Origin of the sequence: Candidatus Nitrotoga fabula, assembly GCF_905221025.1 — a bacterium.
Lineage (GTDB): Bacteria > Pseudomonadota > Gammaproteobacteria > Burkholderiales > Gallionellaceae > Nitrotoga > Nitrotoga fabula.
In genome coordinates this window covers 74,535-97,139 of sequence record NZ_CAJNBL010000011.1, presented here as the reverse complement: position 1 = coordinate 97,139, position 22,605 = coordinate 74,535, and the positions used below count along the sequence as shown (strand labels likewise).

The window sequence follows — 22,605 nt, the reverse complement described above, 5'->3', positions numbered from 1 at the left end:
TACCGCAGATACAGCGGGTATGGCAGGCCAACCTGCAGGTTTACGGTGCCGACAAAGTCTGGCGTCAGCTCAATCGCGAACCGATTGTGGATGTTGGGCAAGTTAGTTTAAGGCAATTGTTTAGCCATATAGACTATCGAGCTTTGGGAGGCAATACGGTGCAGAAAATTGCCTTGACTAAACTTTTATTAGCTATTGCACAAGCTGCATATACCCCAAAAGATAGTGATGATTGGAAAAATATTCAGCCAAGTGGCTTGGCTGAAGAATGCCTTAAATATCTAGATAAATGGTATGACTGTTTTTATCTATATGGTGAAAAGCCATTTTTGCAGATGCCAGAAATTAAGGCTGCAGATGTACAAAGTTTTGGCGCAGTAATGGCCGAGATTTCTACTGGAAATACCACCGTTCTTACTCAATTCCAAGTGGAAAAATCCTTAACGGATGCAGATAAATCATTGTTAATTGTTCAGTTAATGGGGTTTGGTTTAGGGGGCAAGAAAACCGATAATTCGGTTGTTCTTTCACATGGTTTTCAAGGTAAATTTAACGACAAAGGACGGCCTTCTACGGGCAAGCCTGGTACATCCATAGGTTTTTTAGGATTTCTGCATAATTTTTTGCAAGGAGAGTCTTTACAAGAAACTTTGTGGATCAACTTATTTACTCAGCAACAAATTTCTGATTTGGGAATTTATTCGCAAGGTATAGGTACTGCGCCTTGGGAACAGATGCCCGCAGGTGAAAATTGTGCAATTGCCGAGGCGCTGAAATCCAGTCTAATTGGACGACTGATTCCGCTTTCTCGCTTTTGTTTATTGACAGGGAATGGTCTGCATTACTCCGAAGGGATTGCGCATTTAGATTACAAAGCGGGGGGTATAGATCCCAGTATATCAGTGGATTTTTCAGCGAAAGTGCCAAAAGCTGTTTGGTCTGATCCTGAAAAACGTCCTTGGCGAATATTAACTGCATTGCTAGGTTTCTTTTCGCAAGCAGGTAATAGAGGATTTGATTGTCATCAGTTGCGATTGAACATGGGGCGTGCCATTCAGCAAATTCCTATCATTGGTGTTTGGTCGGGTGGCTTGCGGGTCAGTAATAATGCGGGAGAGCAATATGTATCAGGCTCCGATGATTTTGTGGAATCGATGATTCAGCTTGAGAGTGGTTTATTGGGTATGGGCTGGTTTACTAACCTGCAACTGGAAATGGATGAACTGGATAAGCTTTCCAAAATTGTTTATGGGGCAACCTTCAATTATTTTAAAAATCAAAACATGGAAACCAAGGAACAAGCGGCTCAGGCCAGTAACCTTTTTTGGCAATTGTGTGAACGCCGCTTTCAAGAGTTGGTGAATACTTGTGGCAATGCAGAGCAAGCCCTTGCCATGCGCCCGGTTTTCGCTCGGTTTGTTCACAAAGCTTACAATACCTACTGCGCTAATGATACCGCTCGTCAGCTTGATTCTTGGGCGAGAAATCGTCCCGATTTAAGAAATTATCTTAAAAAACCCACCAAGGAGGCAGCATGAGTATCGATATACAGTACACGATGCAAAAAGCCGACGCACCTCGCAGTAAAAGACAGGCATTTGTAGACGACATCATTAAACGCTGCCAGGTCGACAATGGTTTGCGTGCTGCACTTAAGCGTGCTGATAACCCTGCTACTGAATATCAAAGTTGGGAGGTATTAGCAGGATACAGGGTAAATTTAGAATTTGAAAACCAACGCTTACCCTATACGACAATTAGTGCCGCTATTGCCCGAACAAAATCTGAGAAAAATGGTTCTATCAAGATCGGTTTTGCGATTGCGCGTTGCTACGAAGATGGCAATGCCAGTGATCAGGCTAAAGCTAAGTTGCGCCGTTTATTAGCCTGTGATTCCGTACCTGAAGTCTGCCGAATTTTACGTCCGTTATTTAGTTTGATTGACGCCAAGGGCAATATTGCCTTGGATTATGTCAGTTTGCTCGATGATTTGCTACGGTTTGGTTATGACGAGAGCAATATCCAGATTAAGGCCCGCTGGGCGCAGGATTTTTACGGAAAATCTGCAACTGGAGGTAAGGATGAGTGAAAATGCTTTGGCTTATGCAAGTGTTTTACGATTAAATCGAACTGACATGAAAATCCTGAATATTAAGGATGCTTATTCTTTGCACAAGATTGTGTATGGTCTGTTTGATGATGCTCGTTCGGATATAGAAAAACATACCAGTATCTCAAGCGGTATTGTCTATACAGACAAAGGTGGTGATTTCAATAGCCGCCAAATTTTGATGCTTTCCAATCGAAAGCCACATCAAACACCCCAGTTTGGTGAGGTAATAACCAAGCCTATTCACTTGGATTTTCTGGCACATCAACGCTATACCTTTGAAGTCACTTTGAATCCCAGTAAGCGAGATAATCAAACTGGGAAGATCGTGCCAATCCGTGGGCGTAAAGATATTGAGCAATGGTTTAAGGAACGTGCCACAAAATCATGGGGGTTCAGTATTAATCCTGAAAACCTGCAAACCGAAAAAGTCAGCGTGCAAGTTTTCGAAAAAATGGGAAAAATTATTACGCATGGCAGCGCCACACTTAAAGGAGAGTTGAAAGTCATTAACCAGGATCGTTTTATCATCAGCTTTATCCGTGGCATAGGACGAGGCCGGGCATTTGGTTTTGGGTTATTACAAATTGTTCCTTTAGTCGGTATTTAACCATTGTTTAATGTTAAGCCATAATCTATTCACATAAAAGGTAATCATAATGTCCATCAATAATCCACTCAAAAATGTGCGTATCGAATTTCATATTCTGCAATCCTTTCCTGTCACTTGTCTAAATCGCGATGATGTTGGTGCACCTAAAACTGCCATTGTGGGCGGTGTGCAACGTGCACGCGTCAGTTCACAGGCGTGGAAGCGACCAGTGCGTATGGCGATGCAGGATTTTGGTGCAAAATTGGGCGTGCGAACAAAGCATGTTGCCAGAACGATTGCACAAGCTTGTGTTGATTTAGGTGCGACTGATGAGCAGGCTAGCACTTGTGGGGAAATACTTGCAACCTATTTGAGTAAAGATACGTTGCTTTTTTTTACCATGACAGAAGCCAAGGCTTTTGCCGAATATGCTAAAGAACATGATTTCGATGCAAAGAAATTTAAAGAAAAGGATGCTCATAAAGTAAGCAGAAAGGCTTTAAATCCAGCTATTGATGGTATTGATATCGCTCTCTTTGGTCGTATGGTGGCACAAGCAGCTGAATTGAATATCGAAGCTGCTGCTTCATTCTCTCACGCTATTTCTACACATAAAGTTAGTAACGAAGTGGAATTTTTCACTGCTTTGGATGATCTTTCCACCGAGCCTGGTTCTTCGCACATGGGGAGCCTGGAATTTAATTCCGCTACTTATTATCGTTATGTTAGTTTGGATTTGGGACAATTATGCCAAACCATGAAGGGGCATGACTTGTCTTTTGCAGTTGAAAACTTTACTAAGGCTCTTTTTATAACCATACCTACAGCGCGACAGGCTACTCAGTCAGGTGCATCGCCTTGGGAATTTGCCAAAGTGCTAGTGCGTAAGGGTCAGCGTCTGCAGGTGCCATTCGAAACGCCGATTAAAGCTAAAGATGGTGGTTTTATTCAACCCAGCATTGATGCTATGACTAACTATATTGCAAAACAAGAAAAGCTGCATGGTAGCTTGTTCGGTAAACAAGCAGAATACACTTACGGGCAAGACGATAGTTTCACTATCGATGACCTGGTCGCCGCGCTCAAGCAACATTCTGTAGGATGCGTTGACAAGGATACGGGAGATGAATAACCCTTATGTATTGTTGTGGTTTGAGGCTCCGCTGCAATCTTGGGGTGCTGATTCTAAATTTGGACGGCGTGACACGCTAACTTTTCCCACAAAATCTGGCGTGCTGGGGCTCGTACTTTCTGCCTTAGGAGCTGGGGGAGAACAACGTGCGCTTTTAGCTGAATTTTCTCATCTCAATCAAACGGTGATCTCATTTGTACGCTGCAAAAAAACAGGAGATGGAAATATTAAGCATGATCGAGAACCATTATTACGCGATTTCCATATGGTCGGTAGTGATTATGACAAACATGACCCTTGGGCAAGTTTGTTGATCCCTAAAACAAGGGAAGGCAAGCCAGCGGTTGGAGGAGGTACAAAAATGACTTACCGCTATTACTTACAAGATGCTGTTTTTGCGGTAATACTAGAAGTGCCCGCTGATAAAGCTGAAGTCGTAGCACAAGCCTTGCAAAATCCTGCCTGGGACATTTATCTCGGGCGTAAAAATTGTGTGCCAACTGATTTTATTTATCGTGGAACTTTCGACAATGAAACAGTAGCTCTTGAGATGGCGGCTTCTATTGCAATGGGGAAGCAACGCATCGAAGATTTTCGAGTGTTGCAGGGTGCGATCGAGAAAGACAATGCGGATGAAATTTTCACCGTTAATGATATTCCTGTGCAGTTTGGTGAAGATAAACGTTATCGTGATCGTCAGGTGAGTTTGATTTATGCCAGATGAAACTACGCCGGGAGTCGCGTTATCTAACCGGCTGCTTATAAAAGTTACCCGCGATAGTTTGCCTCAGGTTAAAGATAAATATCCCTTCATCTACCTTGAACGCGGACGGCTGGAAATCGATGATTCCAGTGTTAAATGGATTGACTGTGAAGCCAATGTCGTGCGTTTGCCCATTGCCACTCTCAATTGCTTATTGTTGGGACCAGGAACAACAATTACCCACGAAGCGGTTAAAGTTATCGCACAATCTAATTGTAACGTGTGCTGGGTGGGGGAAGACAGCTTATTGTTTTATGCCAGCGGGCAAACACCAACAACAGATACTCGCAATATGCGTATGCAAGTTAAGCTTGCAGCTGATTCAAAGAAATCATTGGAAGTTGCGCGACACATGTTTGCTAAACGTTTTCCCGAAGTAAATTTGCTGGGAAAATCTTTAAAAGAAATGATGGGGATGGAGGGTTACCGTGTCCGAGCTTTATATGAACAAAAGGGAGAGGAGTATGGCGTAGGTTGGAAAGGCCGGAGTTTTATTCCTGGAAAGTTCGAGCTTGGTGATATCACTAATCAAGTGCTCACGGCTAGCAATGCAGCACTTTATGGCATTCTGAGTTCTGCTGTGCATAGTATGGGGTACTCGCCACATATTGGTTTTATTCATTCCGGCAGTCCATTGCCATTTGTTTATGATTTAGCTGATTTATATAAAGAATATCTTTGTATCGACTTGGCTTTTTCGTTGACGCTTGAAATGGCAGGGCATTACAACAAGCATAAAGTATCTGCTGCATTTCGTCAGCGTGTCATTGAAATGGATTTACTCGGAAAGATAGGCCAAGATATTGACTCTATATTTGGGGTGAAAAATGCTCATCGTGATAGCCAATGATTTGCCGCCTGCCGTGCGAGGGCGAATGAAGCTTTGGTTTATTGAGCCACGTCCCAATGTGTTTGTTTCTGGATTAAAAAATGCGGTTGCTAAAAAGGTGGTGGATTATTTGCACAAACACTGTCCGCGAGAAAGTGGCTTGATGATTTTTAGGTATATTCCAGAAACACCTGGTTATGAAATACTCGGTTTAGGCGATACTAAGCGTAATCTTACTGAATTTTCTGGTTTACAATTAATCATTGAGAAACAAATGCCAATATCAAATGAAAGTTGATATTTAGCATCTCAATATATGAAGAAACTAAGTTACTAGAATATAACTTAGTAATTTTTACTTTCGCTTTTTAACAATATGTTTGTCTCGTAATGCCTGTATTTACGTAGTGTCTTCCCCACGCCCGTGGGGGTGTTTCTCAACCCTGCTTCCAGCATTTCTGCTGCATGTGTCTTCCCCACGCCCGTGGGGGTGTTTCTGGATAACGGCGGCAGGACTTCCGGCGCGGGCAGTCTTCCCCACGCCCGTGGGGGTGTTTCTGAGTGCCGTGAGCATGATTGCTCCGGCTACTGGTCTTCCCCACGCCCGTGGGGGTGTTTCTAATGGCAGGCAAACCAGGAATGAAGGGCGGCGGTCTTCCCCACGCCCGTGGGGGTGTTTCCACACGCACCTGGGATGCGTTCGTCAAAGGCTTGTCTTCCCCACGCCCGTGGGGGTGTTTCTACCAGCCGACCACGGCTCCGGGAAAGCTGATCGTCTTCCCCACGCCCGTGGGGGTGTTTCCCGGAGAAATTCTCGAACATGCGTAATCAAGGAGTCTTCCCCACGCCCGTGGGGGTGTTTCTGCCTGCAGCAAAATGGGAATTGTGGAAGATACGTCTTCCCCACGCCCGTGGGGGTGTTTCCTTACCGGGCCGAATGCGTGACTCTGCCACGGCGTCTTCCCCACGCCCGTGGGGGTGTTTCCCGAATCCAGCGCCTTTACATGGATTTTCCAGGGTCTTCCCCACGCCCGTGGGGGTGTTTCTGTTGTGGTGGGTGGGAAAACTCTGAAAAAATAGTCTTCCCCACGCCCGTGGGGGTGTTTCCGGATGATCACGCTGTTCAAGCGAATAGATGCAGTCTTCCCCACGCCCGTGGGGGTGTTTCTGGCTTTGATCGATGGGCTGCATTTCCACGATAGTCTTCCCCACGCCCGTGGGGGTGTTTCCGGATTCCACACGTGATATAAACGACTCATCTGGTCTTCCCCACGCCCGTGGGGGTGTTTCTGTTAATTGATCCAGTAAGATTAGGTAGAGGCAGTCTTCCCCACGCCCGTGGGGGTGTTTCTCCATAGGTGGAAGTCTGGACAAGCTGCGCGGCGTCTTCCCCACGCCCGTGGGGGTGTTTCCAAGAATGGATTACAGCGGCTGGGCTTCCGGCGGTCTTCCCCACGCCCGTGGGGGTGTTTCTAAGGCTTTGTCTGGCGTGCCCGACAGGAATCGGTCTTCCCCACGCCCGTGGGGGTGTTTCCAGCTCCATAAAAAAGTTACTGTAAACATGCTGGTCTTCCCCACGCCCGTGGGGGTGTTTCTAATAATGCTTTTCCAGAACCAGTTTGAGTTAAGTCTTCCCCACGCCCGTGGGGGTGTTTCCGCCCCGGGAATGGGGCGTTTCTGTTTATGTATGTCTTCCCCACGCCCGTGGGGGTGTTTCTCCTCCACGGCATTAATTATCCATTCAGTCAGCGTCTTCCCCACGCCCGTGGGGGTGTTTCTTATACGCCTGTCTGATTTGTGTGCAACAATCAGTCTTCCCCACGCCCGTGGGGGTGTTTCTGAGCAAGGAGACTTTGCGTTCAAGATTTGACAGTCTTCCCCACGCCCGTGGGGGTGTTTCTATCCCCAAGCAAAGCCTTGCACTCAATGCTGAGTCTTCCCCACGCCCGTGGGGGTGTTTCCAGCGCAGGCGGCTCTGGCATTGGGGGTGCTGGGTCTTCCCCACGCCCGTGGGGGTGTTTCTATCACCCAACAACGCCTTGCACTCCTGACTGAGTCTTCCCCACGCCCGTGGGGGTGTTTCTACTGCTAATTTTGGGCGTTTTGGGCGGGGGTGGTCTTCCCCACGCCCGTGGGGGTGTTTCCACGATGACCTGGGGCAGCTCGTCCGGCAGCGAGTCTTCCCCACGCCCGTGGGGGTGTTTCTAAGACCATGCGGATCCATCACTGGAAAACCCAGTCTTCCCCACGCACGTGGGGGTGTTTCTATCTGCCGCATCCGCCCTGTTTGGTCTTCCCCACGCTCGTACCCAGACAGAATATCTTTCACGTCTCGCCCCCATACCATGCCTCACGGTATAATCACAGCTTTTGATACGGCGACATGGCCTGAATGTTAGTTTTTCGCGGATTGAATACGGCAGACAATAAGCCGGTGGCATTAACGATAGGTAATTTTGACGGGGTGCATCTGGGTCATCAGGCGATGCTTGAACAATTGAAAGCCGCTGCGCGGCAGCTCGCCCTGCCTTCGGTTGTGCTGGTGTTTGAACCGCAGCCGCGCGAATTTTTAACCCCGCAGGCTGCCCCGGCAAGGTTGACCAGTCTACGCGAAAAACTGGAGTTTTTGGTGACGCTTGGTGTGGACCGGGTTCATGTGTGTCATTTTAACAGTAGTTTTGCGCAGATGAGCGCGGTTGATTTCCTGCATGCTATCAAGGACAGATTGCTGGCCAGATTTATTCTGGTGGGGGATGATTTCCGTTTCGGGAACCGGCGCAGCGGGGATTTTGCGCTGATGCAGCAGGTCGGTAGCCAGCAGGGTTTTGAAGTGATGAGCATGCGCCCAGTATTGCACAATGGGGTGCGTATATCCAGCACGGCGGTCAGGTCTGTGCTGGCAGATTCGGACCTGTCTGCGGCAGAGGGTTTTCTGGGCAGGCCGTACAGTATCAGCGGGCGGGTCATTCATGGAGATGGACTGGGAAAACAGCTGGGGTTTCCGACTGCAAATATTCAGTTGAAGCACAATCGTCCGCCGCTTTGCGGGATTTTTGTCGTCCGGGTGCGAGGGGATGGCATTCCTTCAATGCAGGGAGTGGCGAGTCTGGGCGTGCGTCCCACGGTGAAGGAAAACGGCAATCCGGTACTGGAAGTGCATATCTTCGGTTTTTCGGGCGAAATTTATAACAGGCATTTGCGAGTGGATTTCCTGCACAAACTGCGTGATGAAGTGAAGTACGTGGATTTGCACAGTTTGACGCAGCAGATAGAGATCGACGCGCAAAATGCAAAGCAATGGTTTATACAGCATGATGGACTATAAAAAAACTCTTAATCTTCCCGATACGCCCTTTCCTATGCGTGGCGATCTTGCAAAACGCGAGCCGCAGATGCTTAGTCAGTGGCAGGCACAGCAGCGCTATGAAAAAATCCGTGCAGCCAGCCGGGGACGGCCCAGATTCATTCTGCACGATGGCCCTCCGTATGCGAATGGGGATATACACATTGGCCATGCGGTGAACAAGGTATTAAAAGACATCATTATCAAAAGCAAAACCTTGTCCGGTTTTGATGCCCCCTATGTACCTGGCTGGGATTGCCACGGCCTGCCGATTGAGCTGCAGGTGGAAAAGAAGCACGGAAAGGGGATGTTGCCTGCCCGTTTTCGCGAGTTGTGCCGCGAGTATGCCGCCGAGCAGGTCGAGAGACAGAAAAAGGATTTTATTCGTCTGGGGGTGCTAGGGGACTGGGACAGGCCATATCTCACCATGAACTACCAGACCGAAGCGGATATTATCCGGGCGCTGGGAAAAATATGGGAGCGCGGCCATCTCTATCAGGGGCGCAAGCCGGTGAACTGGTGTCTGGATTGCCAGTCTGCCCTGGCCGAGGCAGAGGTGGAGTATGAGGACAAATCTTCTCCCGCAATTGACGTGGGTTTTGAGGTAAACCGTATCGAATCCCTGGCCAGGGCTTTTGGCATGGAATTGCAGGAAGGCGTGCAAGCCTATGCGGTCATCTGGACAACTACGCCATGGACGCTGCCAGCGAATCAGGCATTATGCGTTCACCCTGATTTTGACTATGTTCTGATCCGGACATCCCGCGGCTTGCTGTTACTGGCCAAGGACCTTGCGCAGGTCTGCCTGGATCGCTACCAACTGGAAGGGGAAATTCTTGCGGTCTGCAAGGGTGCGGCTCTGGAAGGCGTGGAACTGCATCATCCTTTCGACCGGAGAATGGTAGAAATTATTTGCGGCGAGCATGTGACCCTGGAGGCCGGCACGGGTCTGGTGCATACTGCACCGGCACACGGGCTGGACGATTATTTTGTTGGTCAGAAATACGGTCTGCCGAATGAAAGTCCGGTAGGCGATGATGGTAAATTTCTCGCAAACACGCCACTGGTGGGCGGCTTGTTCGTATGGAAAGCGAATGATGTGGTGCTTTCTGCGCTTCAGGAAAGCGGGCATCTGCTGCATCTGGAAAAAATTCAGCATAGCTATCCGCATTGCTGGCGGCACAAGACCCCGATTATTTTCCGTTCGACTCCGCAGTGGTTTATCGGGATGGAGCAGTTCAGCCAGAAGCATGTTTCTGTGCAGGCCGCCCCGGCAACGGACCTGCGCGACCTGGCCAATCTGGCCGTGGAGGCGACGCGGTTCTACCCGGCATGGGGCAAGGCGAGACTGAAAGCGATGATCGCCAACCGGCCGGATTGGTGTGTTTCCCGGCAACGGAACTGGGGGGTTCCGATGCCTTTTTTTGTTCATCGGGAGACCTTGCAGTTGCACCCTGACACGAACAATCTGATCGAGCAGGTTGCGCAGCGTGTGGAGCGGAACGGAATCGAGGCTTGGTTCACACTGGACGCGAGCGAGTTGCTGGGTGAGGATGCGGCCTTCTATCGTCCGTTATCCGATACGCTGGATGTCTGGTTCGATTCTGGCACTACCCATACTTCGGTGCTGTACCGGCGTCAGGATCTGTCGTTCCCGGCGGATTTGTATCTGGAAGGATCCGACCAGCACCGGGGCTGGTTTCAGTCTTCGTTGCTCACCTCCTGTGCGATGTATGACCGGGCGCCCTACAATGCGCTGCTTACCCATGGTTTTGTAGTGGACGGTGGCGGGCACAAAATGAGCAAATCCAGGGGAAATGTCATCGCCCCGCAGAAAATCTTTGATACGCTGGGCGCAGACATTCTGCGGCTATGGGTAGCCTCCACGGACTATTCCGGCGAAATGACGATTTCCGACGAAATCCTGAAGCGTGTGGTGGAGAGTTACCGTCGTATCCGCAATACCCTGCGTTTCCTGCTGGCCAACACGGTTGACTTTGATTTGCAGCGGGATGCCATGCCCGTGGAGCAATGGCTTGAAATTGACCGTTATGCGCTGGCGCTGGTGCGTAGTTTGCAGCAGGAGGCGGAGGAGGATTATTCGCGTTACGAATTCCATCTGGTGGTGCAGAAGCTGCAGACCTTCTGCTCTGAACAGCTCGGAGGATTCTACCTGGATATCCTCAAGGACCGTTTATACACTTCGGCGCAAGGTTCCCATGCCCGGCGCTCTGCGCAAAATGCATTGCATCATATTACCCAGAGCCTGGTCCGGTTGATGGCGCCAATTCTCAGTTTTACCGCAGAAGAGGTATGGGCGGTGCTGAATGCAAGCCAGGAGGAGAGCATTTTCCAGCAACTGTGGCATTCCCTGCCGGATTTGCCTGAATCGGACGAGCCATCGCTGGTGCAGAACTGGGCCATCATTTGTGAGTGGCGTACCCGGGTGAACAAGCATATCGAAGAGGTGCGTGCTGCAGGGCAGATTGGCCAGGCACTGGCTGCCGAAGTGGAAATTCATGCGGCAGGCAGGAATTTTGAAGTGCTGGCGAGTCTTGGCGATGATCTGCGTTTTGTCTTGATTACATCGCATGTTACCATTCATCAAGCCGCATCAGAGGCGGAAGAACGGATCAAGGTGATTCCGAGCATGCACTCCAAGTGTGAACGCTGCTGGCATTATCGTGCCGATGTGGGTAGCGACCCCCGGCATCCCCCCTTGTGCGGGCGTTGCGTCAGCAACCTGTTCGGAGAGGGTGAGGCACGCAAATATGCATAAGAAAAATTTCAAGGGTTTTTGTCCTGTACCGGGAAAAAAGCGCGAAGCCGACAGGAGGCGGTACCCGTTTGAGTAAATGGTTGGGGCTGTCAGCGCTGGTTGTTTTCCTGGACCAGTTTACCAAGCTGTGGATAAGCCGGAGCTTTGCCTATGGTGAAAATCTTGCTGTGACAGAGTTTTTTAACCTTGTGCTGGTGCATAACCGTGGTGCAGCATTCAGCTTTTTAAGCGGGGCAGGCGGTTGGCAACGCTGGTTTTTCAGCGTGATTGCGGTATTGGCCTCAGGCTGGATGATCTGGTTGTTGCGCAAGCACAGGCAGGATCCATTGTTTTGTTTTGCACTGTCATTGATACTGGGTGGCGCACTGGGCAATCTGATTGACCGTGTTGCTTATGGTTATGTGGTGGATTTCCTGGATTTTTACTGGCAGATGTATCATTTCCCAGCATTCAATGTTGCGGACTCTGCTGTTACCTGTGGGGCAGCGCTGTTGATCTGGGATGGTTTTGCCAAAAAACCATAGTCTCTTTCCTGCTTTTCCGGGGTGTGTCCATCCATAATGTTCCGGAATCCGGATTCAGTGCAGTGCAGCACGCATTAAGGTTATGCATGGTTCATGCACGGGCAGTATTTAGAGTAATTCAGGAAATTGGATTGTACGTAACTTGACGGTAGAGGCCCAATGGAAATTTTGCTTGCTAATCCCCGTGGCTTTTGTGCAGGTGTGGATCGCGCCATCGAGATGGTGGAACGTGCGCTGGAAATGCATGGAGCCCCGATTTATGTGCGGCATGAGGTGGTGCACAATGAGTTTGTAGTGGCAAATCTGCGCAAGAAGGGTGCCGTGTTTGTTGAGAACCTGGACGAGGTTCCGGAGGGCAGTATTCTTATTTTCAGCGCGCATGGTATTTCCCGCGCGGTACGCATGGATGCAGAAGCGCGCGGGTTCACGATTTTTGACGCAACCTGCCCGCTGGTTACCAAAGTGCACAGTGAAGTTGCCCGTCTGCGCGACCGGGGCATGGAAATCATCATGATCGGTCACGCCGGGCATCCTGAAGTGGAAGGCACCATGGGGCAGGCAGACGGGAACATGTATCTTGTGGAATCGCCCGCAGATGCACAGCTTCTTGAAGTGAAAGACCCGGGCAATCTCGCCTTCGTCACGCAGACCACGCTTTCCATGGACGACACCGCAACCATTATTGCGGTACTCAGAAACCGGTTTCCGAAGATCATCGGGCCCAAGAAAGATGATATTTGTTATGCCACGCAGAATCGTCAGGATGCGGTGAAAAAATTGGCCGGTCTATGCGAACTGGTCATTGTGGTGGGCTCTCCGAGCAGTTCAAATTCCAACCGCTTGCGCGAGGTGGCGCACAACATGAATGTTCCTGCCTACCTTGTGGATACTGCGGAAGAGTTACAGCAGGAATGGGTATCCGGAAAATCGCGGATTGGCATTTCTGCCGGGGCATCCGCTCCGGAAATTCTGGTGCAGGATGTAATTGCGCGCTTGAAGGCCATGGGTGCGGATAGCGTGCGTGAACTGGATGGGATTACCGAGAACATAACATTTCCGATTCCCAAAGGCCTGGCCCGGGACGGTTGACGGGAAGATCATTGCGTTAAAGTACAGGCTGGATGGTCTGACGGGAACCTGTGCAGCCATTCAGGAGCGTTTGCCGGATGCTACAGGTTCCGGATAGGGTTGGGCTGTTTCGACAAGGGGTCGCAACGCAGGTAGCAAATGTTTCAGGATCTGTGTGGGTAGTGCGGAGGTAAACCGGTAATTTGCCGCTTCAGGACCCGGGACAAATGCAGTCAACGTTCCGAAGAAACGGTCTCCGATGAAGAACGCAAAAGTTGCAGTGCGGTTCACTACATCGGATTTTCGGATCACGCCCGGAGCGGAAAAAGTGATATGGCGGTGGTCACCGGTTCCGGTCTTGCCGCCGATCGGGATCCGGATGCCATCTTCTGTGATGATGGAATTCGCGAGCCGTGAAGCCGTGCCTTTTTCCACTGTTCCGGTCAAAACGTTCCGGACTGCAGCAGCCAGTTCGGGAGAGAGCAGCCTTTTTCCAGTTTCTGGTGTGTGTTCAAGAATGGTTTCAAAGGGGGTGCCGGCTGCAAAGTGCAGGCGCTCGACGAGCACTGCCGGTATCTGGACACCATTATTCAGAATAGTGCCCATCAGTTCGGCGAGCGCCCCGGGACGGTCAGCCGAGCTTCCGATCGCGCTGGCCAGCGAAGGTACGAGCATATCAAACGGATAGCCAAGACGTTTCCAGCTGCGGTGTATTTCCAGGAAAGCTTCCAGTTCCAGCAGGCTGTGGATCCGGATGTCCTGTGCATTTTTATGGGCGGTACGGAACAACCAGCGGTATACCTCCATAAACTGGTCGTTGCTGGACAGGATGATATCCTGGTATCCAGCATCCGGGTGGAGCATCAAATAACGTGCCAGCCATAGTTCCAGCGGGTGCACGGAAGTAATGTAACCCTGGTCCGCAAGCGTATATTTCCCTGGAGGATAGCGCTGATACTGTTTGCGCAGTGTATTTTCATCCAGCTCCATATAGTCGGGAAATCGAATTGCGATGAACTCCTTGAACTGTGTGAAAGTGGCTTCCGGGTGAATAAAGCGATATGCCGCGGTAACCCTTGGAGACATATGCCGGAAACTGGAGAAGAAAATTTCGTCAACTCCGCTTGCGGATTTCTCTTTGCCCCGGTATTTTTTATAAAACTGCTTGATAAACTCTTTTCCTTCCATTTCAGTAAATTTTTTGAGATACGCCTCACGGTCAGGGTGGTTCACGTCCCGAAGGATCTGGGCGGAGGATCCCTGGCTTTGCAGTATGTGGTAACGCACGATATCGCGCATCATGCGGATGTACACCAGGTTGACGGAGTGGTGCGTAGCTTCCCGTACGCTGAGTATTCTGCTGTCATCTGTGTGGTTGAAATTCTGAAAATAATGCGCGCCACCCCCCGTAAAGAAACGCTCTCCGGGGTTGGCGGAATATTTGCGTTCGAGGGCGGCTTCAAGCATGGAGTGCAGGCTGGGTTTGTTGCCTTGTTGCAGATATTCGATCGCCCAGCGGCTCAGGGGGTCATGGGCATCACTAAGCATTCCGGTTAAAGCATCCGGACTGAGCGCAGTATATTTCCGGTATAGCGTTTCAATAATTTCAAGATATGTCACCAGTGTTCTAAGCTTGGCTGTGGATCCCAGATCCAGTTTGGTGCCATTATTGACGTCCAGTGGTTGAGCCAGGGTATCCGCCTGAATGCGGAACTTTGCCCCATTTTGCGTAAGTTCCGAGAGGGTGAAGCTATATATGATCCTGGAAGGATCTGCTTCTCCCAAAAGGTGATCGCCATACAGTCCTGCGGAACGGGCATACTCTTTATCGCTGAGCTGGCGCAAAATGCGGGTGATTTTTTCCTGCAACGAACCGTCCAGCGTACTGTCTACGGACAGATCGAGGCGATCGAGGTCGTACCAATGCTGTAGTCCCAACATTGAGCCAAGGTGCAGGCGTACTGTATTGACCGCTTTGGATGAACTCAGGTTTTTGTTTTCATTTGACGCAGGTTCATTGCGAAATTGTAATGGAATTTTCATGGCAGCATTGCTGAGGTCGGGAGAAATGATCCCGGCTTCGGTGAGGATACGCAAATGGCTATTGGTCAGTTCCTCCAGTGCGTTGCGGTTGCTGATCAGATAAAATGAGGGTCTGCGCTGTGCGACCATCAGGCTGAGGGCATGTTTATAATACATTGCCGTAGCTTCAAGGTTTGCGCCGCTTGCGTTCCATTCCTTCAGAAACTGGTTGCCCAGTTTGAAATCCAGCCCATACCAGGCCCGCAGTCCGTCCCCAAGCCCGTTTATTTCCCCAAATCCTGCGATCGCAGCGAGGGGAACCGTGTTCAGGTAATCGGTGACCAGCTGCTGGCGGACGGGCAAAGTCTCTTCTCCATCCAGATATGCGCGTATGCTTGCAGACTGGATCTGCTGCAGCTTGTCGCTAGGGGTCAGGGTAATCCCGTTGGGGGAGTGCCGGTATTTTTCAATCTGGGTCGCAAGCGTGCTGCCACCCGCGACATGGTGTGCCGGGTGGAAGAATTGAATGATTTTATCCAGCCCTCCTTTGCCAAGCCGGGTCCATTCAATGGCGGGATTTTTCCTGGGGTAATCCGGGTCCAGCAGTTCACGATTTTCAATATAGAGCAGGCTGTCCCGGATCATGGGCGGAATGGATGTATAGTTTTCATATATGGAACCCGGGAAAATTGCGCGGTAGAGCGGATGGTGGTTGCGGTCGGTGATTTCGAGGCCGGCTTGTGTTTTTTCACGGTAGGGCACGAATATTCCCTGTTCAGCAAGCTGCTTCATGCGTGGAGAAAGTTTTGCCTGGGCGCTGACATGGAAATCGTACTTTGTGAGATTCTCCAGAAAAGAAGGCAGGCGGCTATAGCCAAGACGGATATCGTATGGACCTGCCTGCGGGACTGACAGGCCATCATTCGCGCCACTTTCCATTTCCCAGCTGAGTTCACTGGCAAGCCGTGCCAGATAGTGTGCCTGATAGACGGAGGTTTTCATCTCCCGGAAGACAAAAATGGTAACACCGATCAGCGTGGCAACCAGCAGCGTTAGCGTCAGGAGGACAATCGATTTGTATGGGGTCTTTATGGACAAGATTTCAGGGCAGGTGGCAAGAACTTACTGGCTGATTTTATCTTGGATCAGGTGTGCTGGTGTAGTCAGTAAATGATTTTTCGGGAAACAGGGCAATCCCTCTGAATGGATGGGTTAGATGGTTTTGATTTCTTAGATGATTCTGCAGGATGAGCCCTTGGTAAGGGTATATCAGGAAATCTGAACATCTGGGTTCAGCAGGGGAAGACAACAAATGGATGTTTTTTTTTGAAGAAGAAAAGTTCTGCCGTCTTCCAGATTGCATCCAGGTTGCCCGTCAGAGCAGTCCAGATGTTTGCGAGCAGGGAATACCGTACCACGAGGAGCAGGTATCCGGTATAAAATGCAGGTACGACAAGCCAGTAGGGCAGGCTCGTTCAGTCAGGACGAGCCACGCGCGCTACCTAACTGGCAACTTCTTCAGCAAATTCCAGTGTTACCTTCTCATCCTGGTTTACCGTGACAATGACCTTCCCGCCTCCGGATAATCTGCCGAACAGTAATTCGTCAGCCAGCGCGCTACGTATGGTGTCCTGGATTAGACGTGACATCGGGCGAGCGCCCATCAACGGGTCAAATCCGGCATTGGCAAGATAGTTTTTCAGTGCATCCGTAAAGACAACTTCTACTTTCTTTTCCTGCAGCTGCTCTTCAAGCTGCATCAGGAATTTGTCTACCACGCGCAGGATGACTTCCTTATCCAGAGGGGAGAAGGAAATGATGGAGTCCAGGCGGTTACGAAACTCCGGGGTGAACAGTCGCTTGATCTCGGCCGTTTCATCTCCGCGGATCTCGCTCTTGGTAAAGCCGATCTGTGTTCTGCTCAATGCTTCCGCGCCTGCATTGGTTGTCATGATGATCACTACGTTGCGAAAATCTGCCTTGCGCCCGTTGTTGTCCGTAAGTGTTCCGTGATCCATCACCTGCAACAGGATGTTAAAAATATCGGGGTGAGCTTTTTCGATTTCATCAAGCAATAGCACACAGTGTGGCTGTTTGTTGATTGCATCGGTAAGCAGGCCACCCTGGTCAAAGCCGACATAACCGGGCGGAGCGCCGATGAGGCGCGAGACGGCATGACGCTCCATGTATTCGGACATGTCGAAACGGAGCAGCGGCATGCCCATTGCAAATGCCAGTTGGCGCGCCACTTCGGTTTTTCCAACCCCGGTAGGACCAGAAAACAGGAAACTGCCGATGGGTTTTTGTGGATTGCCCAAGCCGCTGCGTGACATTTTTATGGCGCGGGTCAGGGCATCAATGGCGGCATTCTGCCCGAAAACCACGGTTTTCAGGTCGCGATCCAGTGATTTCAGAAGGTTGCGGTCATCAGAGGATACCGTGCGGGAAGGCACGCGCGCAATTCTGGCAATAATTTCTTCAATTTCATGCTTGCCGATCAATTTTTTCTGCCGGGATTTTGGCAGGATGCGCTGGGCTGCGCCTGCTTCATCAATTACATCAATCGCCTTGTCAGGGAGGTGCTTTTCATTGATAAAGCGCGATGAAAGTTCTGCTGCACTGGTCAGGGCTGCTGCGCTGTATTTGATGCCATGGTGAATTTCGAAGCGTGACTTCAAACCCTTTAGAATTTCGATGGTTTGTTCCACGGTTGGCTCAGGCACATCGATTTTCTGGAAACGTCGTGACAAGGCATGATCTTTTTCAAAAATCCCACGGTATTCCTGGTAAGTAGTAGCGCCTATGCATTTCAATGTACCATTGGAAAGTGCAGGTTTGAGCAGGTTGGAAGCATCCATGGTGCCGCCGGAAGCGGCTCCCGCGCCTATCAATGTGTGTATTTCATCAATGAAAAGAATTGCATTGGGTTCTTCGGTCAATTCTTTGAGAATCGCCTTAAGCCGTTGTTCAAAGTCTCCCCGGAATTTGGTTCCGGCCAGCAGGGAGCCCATGTCCAGTGCATAGATATGGGCATTTTTGAGAATTTCCGGGACGTCATTGTCATTAATTTTGCGCGCCAGGCCTTCAGCAATTGCTGTTTTTCCTACCCCGGCTTCCCCGACCAGCAGTGGATTATTCTTGCGGCGGCGGCACAAGGTCTGAATAACCCTTTCCAGTTCGGTTTCACGCCCGATCAGTGGGTCAATTTTCCCAGCCCGTGCTTGAGCATTAAGGTCAAGCGTATAATTATTCAGTGCGCTTTTCTGGTTGGCTTCCTGCTCCGATTCCGGATCGGTAGTTTTTTGCGTGCTGGATTGGTCTGATTTTTCAATGCCATGCGCAATGTAGTTTACAACGTCCAGTCGGGTAATTCCACGCTGGGTCAGGAAAAACACTGCATGGGAATCTTTTTCATTGAATAGGGCAACCAGAATGTTGGCACCTGAAACTTCTTTTTTGTTCGTGGATTGCACGTGCAATATCGCGCGCTGAATCACGCGCTGGAAACCGACGGTAGGCTGGGTGTCAACTTCATCCGTACCTGGCGCGACTGGCGTATGGGTATTGATAAATTCGGTCAGCGCTGACCTCAGTTCTTCAATATCTGCACCGCAGGCTCGCAGCACATGTGCGGCAGAAGCATTGTCCAGCATGGCAAGAAGCAAATGTTCCACGGTAATAAACTGGAAACGTTTCTGGCGTGCTTCTACAAAGGCCAGGTGCAGACTGATTTCAAGTTCTTGCGCGATCATAATTTTAAGTTTCCTCTAATCCGCATCGTAGCGGATGTCCGTGCTTTTTGGCAAATGCCGATACCTGTGCAACTTTGGTTTCCGCGATGTCTTTGGTGTAAACCCCGCATATTGCCAACCCTTCATGATGTACTTTGAGCATTAATTCAACGGCGCGTTCGCGGTTCATGGAAAAAAAAGTCTGCAGAACCTCGATGACAAAATCCATAGTGGTGAATTCGTCATTAAACAGCAGAACCTTGTATAGCCCAGGGGGTTTGATTTTGCTAAGTTCGGCTTTTAGCAAAGATGCGGTTTCATATTTTGTTGCCATGATTCTAAATGTTGCTAGTAAGTAGGTAGGTATGTTCGATCATCCATCAGTTTTTTTCAAGAGTTTTAAAAAATAATTCCGGGATTCGCATGTAAAACTCTTGACGGAATTATACAAACAGTAGTAAAAAGTGCATGGGTGTTTGAATGCAAGTTACCTGCAGTACTGGTTTCGCCATGTACGCTCTTGGAATTCAAACAGTTTAACGGGAATCCACCCGGTTTTTTAGTTTAAGGAAGCAACACATGGCAAACGGTACAGTTAAATGGTTCAATGACGCTAAAGGATATGGCTTTATTACTCCGGATGATGGGAGTGAAGACTTATTTGCGCATTTTTCTGCAATCAGTATGAGTGGTTTCAAGTCCCTCAAAGAGGGTCAGAAAGTAACATTTGATATCGTTCAGGGCCCTAAGGGCAAACAGGCCTCCAATATTCAGGCTCCTTAGAAAAAATCGGTGTAAAAAGGCCCGCCTAAGCGGGCTTTTTTACACGATCTCCTGCTTCAGGATTCCTGTTTTCAAGCCTTGCTTGCCGCACCGAGGCAAGAAGTGAGTTCTATTGCATGAGGCTTAGGCTTACATGTTCTGAACGATGGCTTCTCCGAATGCGGAACATGAAACCTGCTGTGCGCCTTGAGTCAGACGGGCAAAATCATAGGTAACGGTCTTGGCAGCAATTGCCCCGTTCATACCTTGGATAACCAGATCAGCGGCTTCCTCCCAGCCAATATGGCGTAGCATCATTTCTGCGGACAGAATCAGCGAGCCTGGATTGACATAGTCTTTCCCGGCATATTTCGGTGCCGTTCCGTGAGTGGCCTCAAACATGGCAATGCTGTCGGACAGATTGGCTCCCGGTGCAATGCCGATTCCGCCGACTTCAGCCGCCAGCGCATCGGATATGTAATCGCCGTTGAGATTCATGGTGGCGATCACGTCATACTCTGCCGGGCGCAACAGGATCTGTTGCAGGAATGCGTCGGCGATTACATCCTTGATTACGATGTTTCCATATTTTTCAGGCAGCTGAAGCCATGGTCCACCATCGATCTCGGTTCCGCCAAATTCTCTTTTAGCCAGTTCATAGCCCCATTTCTTGAATCCACCTTCTGTAAACTTCATGATGTTGCCCTTGTGCACCAAGGTGACGGATTTTCTTTTATGGTCAATGGCATACTGGATAGCTCGCCGAATCAGACGTTCACTGCCTTCAATGGATACGGGCTTGATGCCAATGGCAGAGGTTTCCGGGAAACGGATTTTTTTTACATTCAGCTCGGTTTGTAAGAAGTGGATCAGTTTCTTGGCTTCTGGCGATCCGGGTTCCCATTCGATCCCGGCATAAATATCTTCCGTATTTTCGCGGAAGATAACCATGTCCACTTTTTCTGGTGAGATTACCGGGGTTGGAACGCCCTTGAACCAGCGCACTGGACGCAAGCATACATATAAATCCAGTATCTGGCGAAGAGCTACATTGAGCGACCGAATGCCACCGGAAGTCGGGGTAGTCAGCGGGCCTTTGATGGAAACAACATAATCACGTACTGCAGAAACGGTTTCGTCCGGCAACCAGGTATCGTTCCCATAGATATTTAATGCTTTTTCTCCGGCATAGATTTCCATCCATTCGATGCGGCGTTTGCTGCCATACGCTTTGGCGACTGCTGCATCAACCACGCGTCGCATGGCCGGAGTGATATCGATTCCTATGCCATCCCCCTCAATGAAAGGAATAATGGGATGATCAGGAACATTTAACTTGAAATCTTTTTCAACAGTGATTTTTTGGCCTTGTGATGGTATTTGGATGTGCTGGGTCATATGATTTCGCTCTTCGGTGAAAGCTTGGGGTAAGATAATATAAAATATTCCTGGGAGTCGGGCGATAAACTTAGTCGGGTGATAAATGGATGAGTCGTGTTTTGTTGTTCAACAAACCATATGGCGTGGTCTGCCAGTTTAGTTGCGATGGCTTGCATTCAACGCTTGCTGATTATATCGCGGTTCCTGATATGTATCCAGCAGGGCGGCTGGACACGGATAGTGAAGGTTTGTTAATACTCACGGATGACGGCGTGCTGCAACATCGAATTAGTGACCCACGTTATAAACTGGCTAAGACGTACTGGGTGCAGGTGGAGGGAACGCCAGACGAAGCGGCGCTGGAAAAGCTGCGGAATGGGGTAAATCTGTCCGGCTTTATGACACAGCCTGCGCAGGTAAAGATCATGAACGAGCCAGAAAATTTATGGCAGCGTATTCCTCCGATCCGGGAGCGTAGAAACAAGCCGACCAGCTGGCTGGAACTGGTTATCCGTGAAGGAAAAAACCGTCAGGTACGCCGCATGACTGCGCAGGTGGGATATCCTACCTTGCGATTGATCCGTTACCGGGTTGGAGAGTGGACGCTGGACGGGTTGGAGCCAGGCATATGGCGAGAGGCTGCAGTATAATGTATCGCATATTTTTTATTTTTAAAGGAGAGTGTCATGCCTATTTATGAATATCGTTGCAGCAGTTGTGGCCTGAAAAAGGATGTAATGCAGAAAATCAGCGATGAGCCGCTGAGCGTATGCCCGGCGTGTAGCGAACCTACATTCGGTAAGCAAATGTCGGCGGCTGGTTTTCAGCTCAAGGGTAGCGGGTGGTATGCCACCGATTTTAAGGGCTCGGGCAGCAAGCCTGAATGTAAATCGGAACCTTCCGGCAATTGCGCCTCGTCGTGCGCAGGCGGAAATGCGTGAAAAAATATTTGCTCACCGGACTGCTGGTCTGGGTTCCACTGGGTATCACCATTTGGGTACTGAGTCTGACCATCAGTACCCTGGATCAAAGCCTGTTGCTGCTGCCGGAGGATTGGTACCCGGATAAATTTCTGGGTGTCCATATTCCCGGCCTGGGGGTCATTCTTACAGTAGTGATTTTACTGTGCACCGGGTTACTGGTGCATAACGTTCTTGGGCAGCGTTTGTTGACCTATTGGGAAGGTTTGCTCAAACGCATTCCTGTGGTGAATGGTATCTACCATAGCGTGAAACAGGTTAGTGATACACTTTTGTCCAGCAAAGGTCTTGCTTTCCGTAAGGTGCTGCTGGTGAAGTATCCGCATCCTGAGGCATGGTCGCTGGCCTTCCTGACCGGCATCCCGGGTGAAGTTACGCAGATACTTGACGAAGAGTATGTGGGCGTTTTTATACCTACTGCGCCCAGTCCTGTGAACGGGTTTTATTTCTACGTGCGACGCTCGGATACGAGAGAACTCGACATTAGCGTGGACATGGCCCTGAAATCCATTATTTCAATGGGTGTGGTAGCTTCTTCTGCCAATCCCCCTAAGCCACAAGGCTTGCACCACCCTCCGATTCATTAGATT

19 protein-coding genes and 1 CRISPR repeat array are annotated in these 22,605 nt (G+C 49.8%); of the genes, 15 read left to right on the top strand and 4 right to left on the bottom strand.

Translation table 11 applies throughout. The features are described from left to right. Nucleotides 1-86: 86 nt before the first annotated feature. The 11 genes from casA to ispH all read left to right on the top strand — a co-directional run bounded on the left by casA (nucleotide 87) and on the right by ispH (nucleotide 13,161). Complete coding sequence (gene casA / locus KJA68_RS04760) at nucleotides 87-1,538, top strand: type I-E CRISPR-associated protein Cse1/CasA (protein ID WP_420887627.1); 1,452 nt, start codon at nucleotides 87-89, stop codon at nucleotides 1,536-1,538. Further along, the gene (gene casB, locus KJA68_RS04755; protein WP_213035783.1) at nucleotides 1,535-2,089 is read left to right on the top strand and encodes a type I-E CRISPR-associated protein Cse2/CasB; all 555 of its coding nucleotides are present in this window, start codon (nucleotides 1,535-1,537) and stop codon (nucleotides 2,087-2,089) included. Before casA ends, casB begins: the two co-directional genes overlap by 4 nt. Next, on the top strand, nucleotides 2,082-2,720 hold the full coding sequence (cas6e, locus tag KJA68_RS04750) for a type I-E CRISPR-associated protein Cas6/Cse3/CasE (RefSeq protein ID WP_213035782.1): 639 nt from the start codon (nucleotides 2,082-2,084) through the stop codon (nucleotides 2,718-2,720). Before casB ends, cas6e begins: the two co-directional genes overlap by 8 nt. Nucleotides 2,721-2,769: 49 nt before the next feature. Further along, a complete protein-coding gene (gene cas7e, locus KJA68_RS04745) occupies nucleotides 2,770-3,834 on the top strand; it encodes a type I-E CRISPR-associated protein Cas7/Cse4/CasC (RefSeq protein ID WP_213035781.1) in 1,065 nt (354 codons plus the stop codon). After that, nucleotides 3,827-4,558 carry a type I-E CRISPR-associated protein Cas5/CasD gene (gene cas5e / locus KJA68_RS04740; protein ID WP_213035780.1) on the top strand — a complete coding sequence of 244 codons (732 nt, stop codon included), beginning with the start codon at nucleotides 3,827-3,829 and terminating at the stop codon, nucleotides 4,556-4,558. Before cas7e ends, cas5e begins: the two co-directional genes overlap by 8 nt. Further along, complete coding sequence (gene cas1e, locus KJA68_RS04735) at nucleotides 4,548-5,447, top strand: type I-E CRISPR-associated endonuclease Cas1e (RefSeq protein ID WP_213035779.1); 900 nt, start codon at nucleotides 4,548-4,550, stop codon at nucleotides 5,445-5,447. The genes cas5e and cas1e overlap by 11 nt, the downstream gene beginning before the upstream one ends. After that, on the top strand, nucleotides 5,425-5,724 hold the full coding sequence (gene cas2e, locus KJA68_RS04730) for a type I-E CRISPR-associated endoribonuclease Cas2e (protein WP_213035778.1): 300 nt from the start codon (nucleotides 5,425-5,427) through the stop codon (nucleotides 5,722-5,724). The genes cas1e and cas2e overlap by 23 nt, the downstream gene beginning before the upstream one ends. Before the next feature lie 111 nt (nucleotides 5,725-5,835). Continuing rightward, nucleotides 5,836-7,692: a CRISPR direct-repeat array (repeat unit 28 nt; unit sequence GTCTTCCCCACGCCCGTGGGGGTGTTTC). A gap of 126 nt (nucleotides 7,693-7,818) precedes the next feature. Then, entirely contained in the window at nucleotides 7,819-8,751 is a 933-nt protein-coding gene (locus KJA68_RS04725) for a bifunctional riboflavin kinase/FAD synthetase (RefSeq protein ID WP_213035777.1), read from the top strand. Then, complete coding sequence (gene ileS / locus KJA68_RS04720) at nucleotides 8,738-11,548, top strand: isoleucine--tRNA ligase (RefSeq protein ID WP_213035776.1); 2,811 nt, start codon at nucleotides 8,738-8,740, stop codon at nucleotides 11,546-11,548. Before KJA68_RS04725 ends, ileS begins: the two co-directional genes overlap by 14 nt. Nucleotides 11,549-11,616: 68 nt before the next feature. Beyond that, nucleotides 11,617-12,072: a signal peptidase II gene (gene lspA / locus KJA68_RS04715; protein WP_213035775.1), complete on the top strand. Its 456-nt coding sequence runs from the start codon at nucleotides 11,617-11,619 to the stop codon at nucleotides 12,070-12,072. 159 nt (nucleotides 12,073-12,231) lie between these two features. Then, nucleotides 12,232-13,161, top strand: a complete 930-nt coding sequence (ispH, locus tag KJA68_RS04710) for a 4-hydroxy-3-methylbut-2-enyl diphosphate reductase (RefSeq protein ID WP_213035774.1) — start codon at nucleotides 12,232-12,234, stop codon at nucleotides 13,159-13,161. Nucleotides 13,162-13,221: 60 nt separating this feature from the next. Here the strand turns inward: ispH and KJA68_RS04705 are convergent, their stop codons facing one another. The 3 genes from KJA68_RS04705 to clpS form a co-directional block, all read right to left on the bottom strand. After that, nucleotides 13,222-16,260, bottom strand: a complete 3,039-nt coding sequence (locus KJA68_RS04705) for a transglycosylase domain-containing protein (protein ID WP_246487067.1) — start codon at nucleotides 16,258-16,260, stop codon at nucleotides 13,222-13,224. A gap of 404 nt (nucleotides 16,261-16,664) precedes the next feature. Then, nucleotides 16,665-18,914 carry an ATP-dependent Clp protease ATP-binding subunit ClpA gene (gene clpA / locus KJA68_RS04700; RefSeq protein WP_213035773.1) on the bottom strand — a complete coding sequence of 750 codons (2,250 nt, stop codon included), beginning with the start codon at nucleotides 18,912-18,914 and terminating at the stop codon, nucleotides 16,665-16,667. Nucleotides 18,915-18,918: 4 nt separating this feature from the next. Further along, on the bottom strand, nucleotides 18,919-19,227 hold the full coding sequence (gene clpS, locus KJA68_RS04695; protein WP_213035772.1) for an ATP-dependent Clp protease adapter ClpS: 309 nt from the start codon (nucleotides 19,225-19,227) through the stop codon (nucleotides 18,919-18,921). A gap of 245 nt (nucleotides 19,228-19,472) precedes the next feature. Between clpS and KJA68_RS04690 the strand changes: the two genes are divergently transcribed. Then, nucleotides 19,473-19,676, top strand: coding sequence for a cold-shock protein (locus KJA68_RS04690; RefSeq protein ID WP_213035771.1), 204 nt, complete (start codon nucleotides 19,473-19,475; stop codon nucleotides 19,674-19,676). A gap of 129 nt (nucleotides 19,677-19,805) precedes the next feature. On the opposite strand, the gene icd is transcribed toward KJA68_RS04690, so the two are convergent. Continuing rightward, nucleotides 19,806-21,053, bottom strand: a complete 1,248-nt coding sequence (gene icd, locus KJA68_RS04685; RefSeq protein WP_213035770.1) for an NADP-dependent isocitrate dehydrogenase — start codon at nucleotides 21,051-21,053, stop codon at nucleotides 19,806-19,808. A gap of 89 nt (nucleotides 21,054-21,142) precedes the next feature. Here icd and KJA68_RS04680 point away from each other — a divergent pair, with 89 nt between their 5' ends. The 3 genes from KJA68_RS04680 to KJA68_RS04670 are packed head-to-tail and all read left to right on the top strand — an operon-like array spanning nucleotide 21,143 to nucleotide 22,602. After that, on the top strand, nucleotides 21,143-21,685 hold the full coding sequence (locus tag KJA68_RS04680) for a pseudouridine synthase (RefSeq protein WP_213035769.1): 543 nt from the start codon (nucleotides 21,143-21,145) through the stop codon (nucleotides 21,683-21,685). A 36-nt stretch (nucleotides 21,686-21,721) separates the two neighbouring features. Next, nucleotides 21,722-21,976 carry an FmdB family zinc ribbon protein gene (locus tag KJA68_RS04675; RefSeq protein ID WP_213035768.1) on the top strand — a complete coding sequence of 85 codons (255 nt, stop codon included), beginning with the start codon at nucleotides 21,722-21,724 and terminating at the stop codon, nucleotides 21,974-21,976. Continuing rightward, nucleotides 21,973-22,602: a DUF502 domain-containing protein gene (locus tag KJA68_RS04670; RefSeq protein WP_213035767.1), complete on the top strand. Its 630-nt coding sequence runs from the start codon at nucleotides 21,973-21,975 to the stop codon at nucleotides 22,600-22,602. Before KJA68_RS04675 ends, KJA68_RS04670 begins: the two co-directional genes overlap by 4 nt. Nucleotides 22,603-22,605 lie beyond the last annotated feature (3 nt).

Bases quoted from the DNA above. Each gene is read 5' to 3' on its own strand.
- casB (WP_213035783.1), top strand. From the start codon at position 1,535: ATGAGTATCGATATACAGTACACGATGCAAAAAGCCGACGCACCTCGC.
- cas6e (WP_213035782.1), top strand. From the start codon at position 2,082: ATGAGTGAAAATGCTTTGGCTTATGCAAGTGTTTTACGATTAAATCGA.
- cas7e (WP_213035781.1), top strand. From the start codon at position 2,770: ATGTCCATCAATAATCCACTCAAAAATGTGCGTATCGAATTTCATATT.
- cas5e (WP_213035780.1), top strand. From the start codon at position 3,827: ATGAATAACCCTTATGTATTGTTGTGGTTTGAGGCTCCGCTGCAATCT.
- cas1e (WP_213035779.1), top strand. From the start codon at position 4,548: ATGCCAGATGAAACTACGCCGGGAGTCGCGTTATCTAACCGGCTGCTT.
- cas2e (WP_213035778.1), top strand. From the start codon at position 5,425: ATGCTCATCGTGATAGCCAATGATTTGCCGCCTGCCGTGCGAGGGCGA.
- KJA68_RS04725 (WP_213035777.1), top strand. From the start codon at position 7,819: ATGTTAGTTTTTCGCGGATTGAATACGGCAGACAATAAGCCGGTGGCA.
- ileS (WP_213035776.1), top strand. From the start codon at position 8,738: ATGATGGACTATAAAAAAACTCTTAATCTTCCCGATACGCCCTTTCCT.
- ispH (WP_213035774.1), top strand. From the start codon at position 12,232: ATGGAAATTTTGCTTGCTAATCCCCGTGGCTTTTGTGCAGGTGTGGAT.
- clpA (WP_213035773.1), bottom strand. From the start codon at position 18,914: ATGATCGCGCAAGAACTTGAAATCAGTCTGCACCTGGCCTTTGTAGAA.
- clpS (WP_213035772.1), bottom strand. From the start codon at position 19,227: ATGGCAACAAAATATGAAACCGCATCTTTGCTAAAAGCCGAACTTAGC.
- KJA68_RS04690 (WP_213035771.1), top strand. From the start codon at position 19,473: ATGGCAAACGGTACAGTTAAATGGTTCAATGACGCTAAAGGATATGGC.
- icd (WP_213035770.1), bottom strand. From the start codon at position 21,053: ATGACCCAGCACATCCAAATACCATCACAAGGCCAAAAAATCACTGTT.
- KJA68_RS04680 (WP_213035769.1), top strand. From the start codon at position 21,143: ATGAGTCGTGTTTTGTTGTTCAACAAACCATATGGCGTGGTCTGCCAG.
- KJA68_RS04675 (WP_213035768.1), top strand. From the start codon at position 21,722: ATGCCTATTTATGAATATCGTTGCAGCAGTTGTGGCCTGAAAAAGGAT.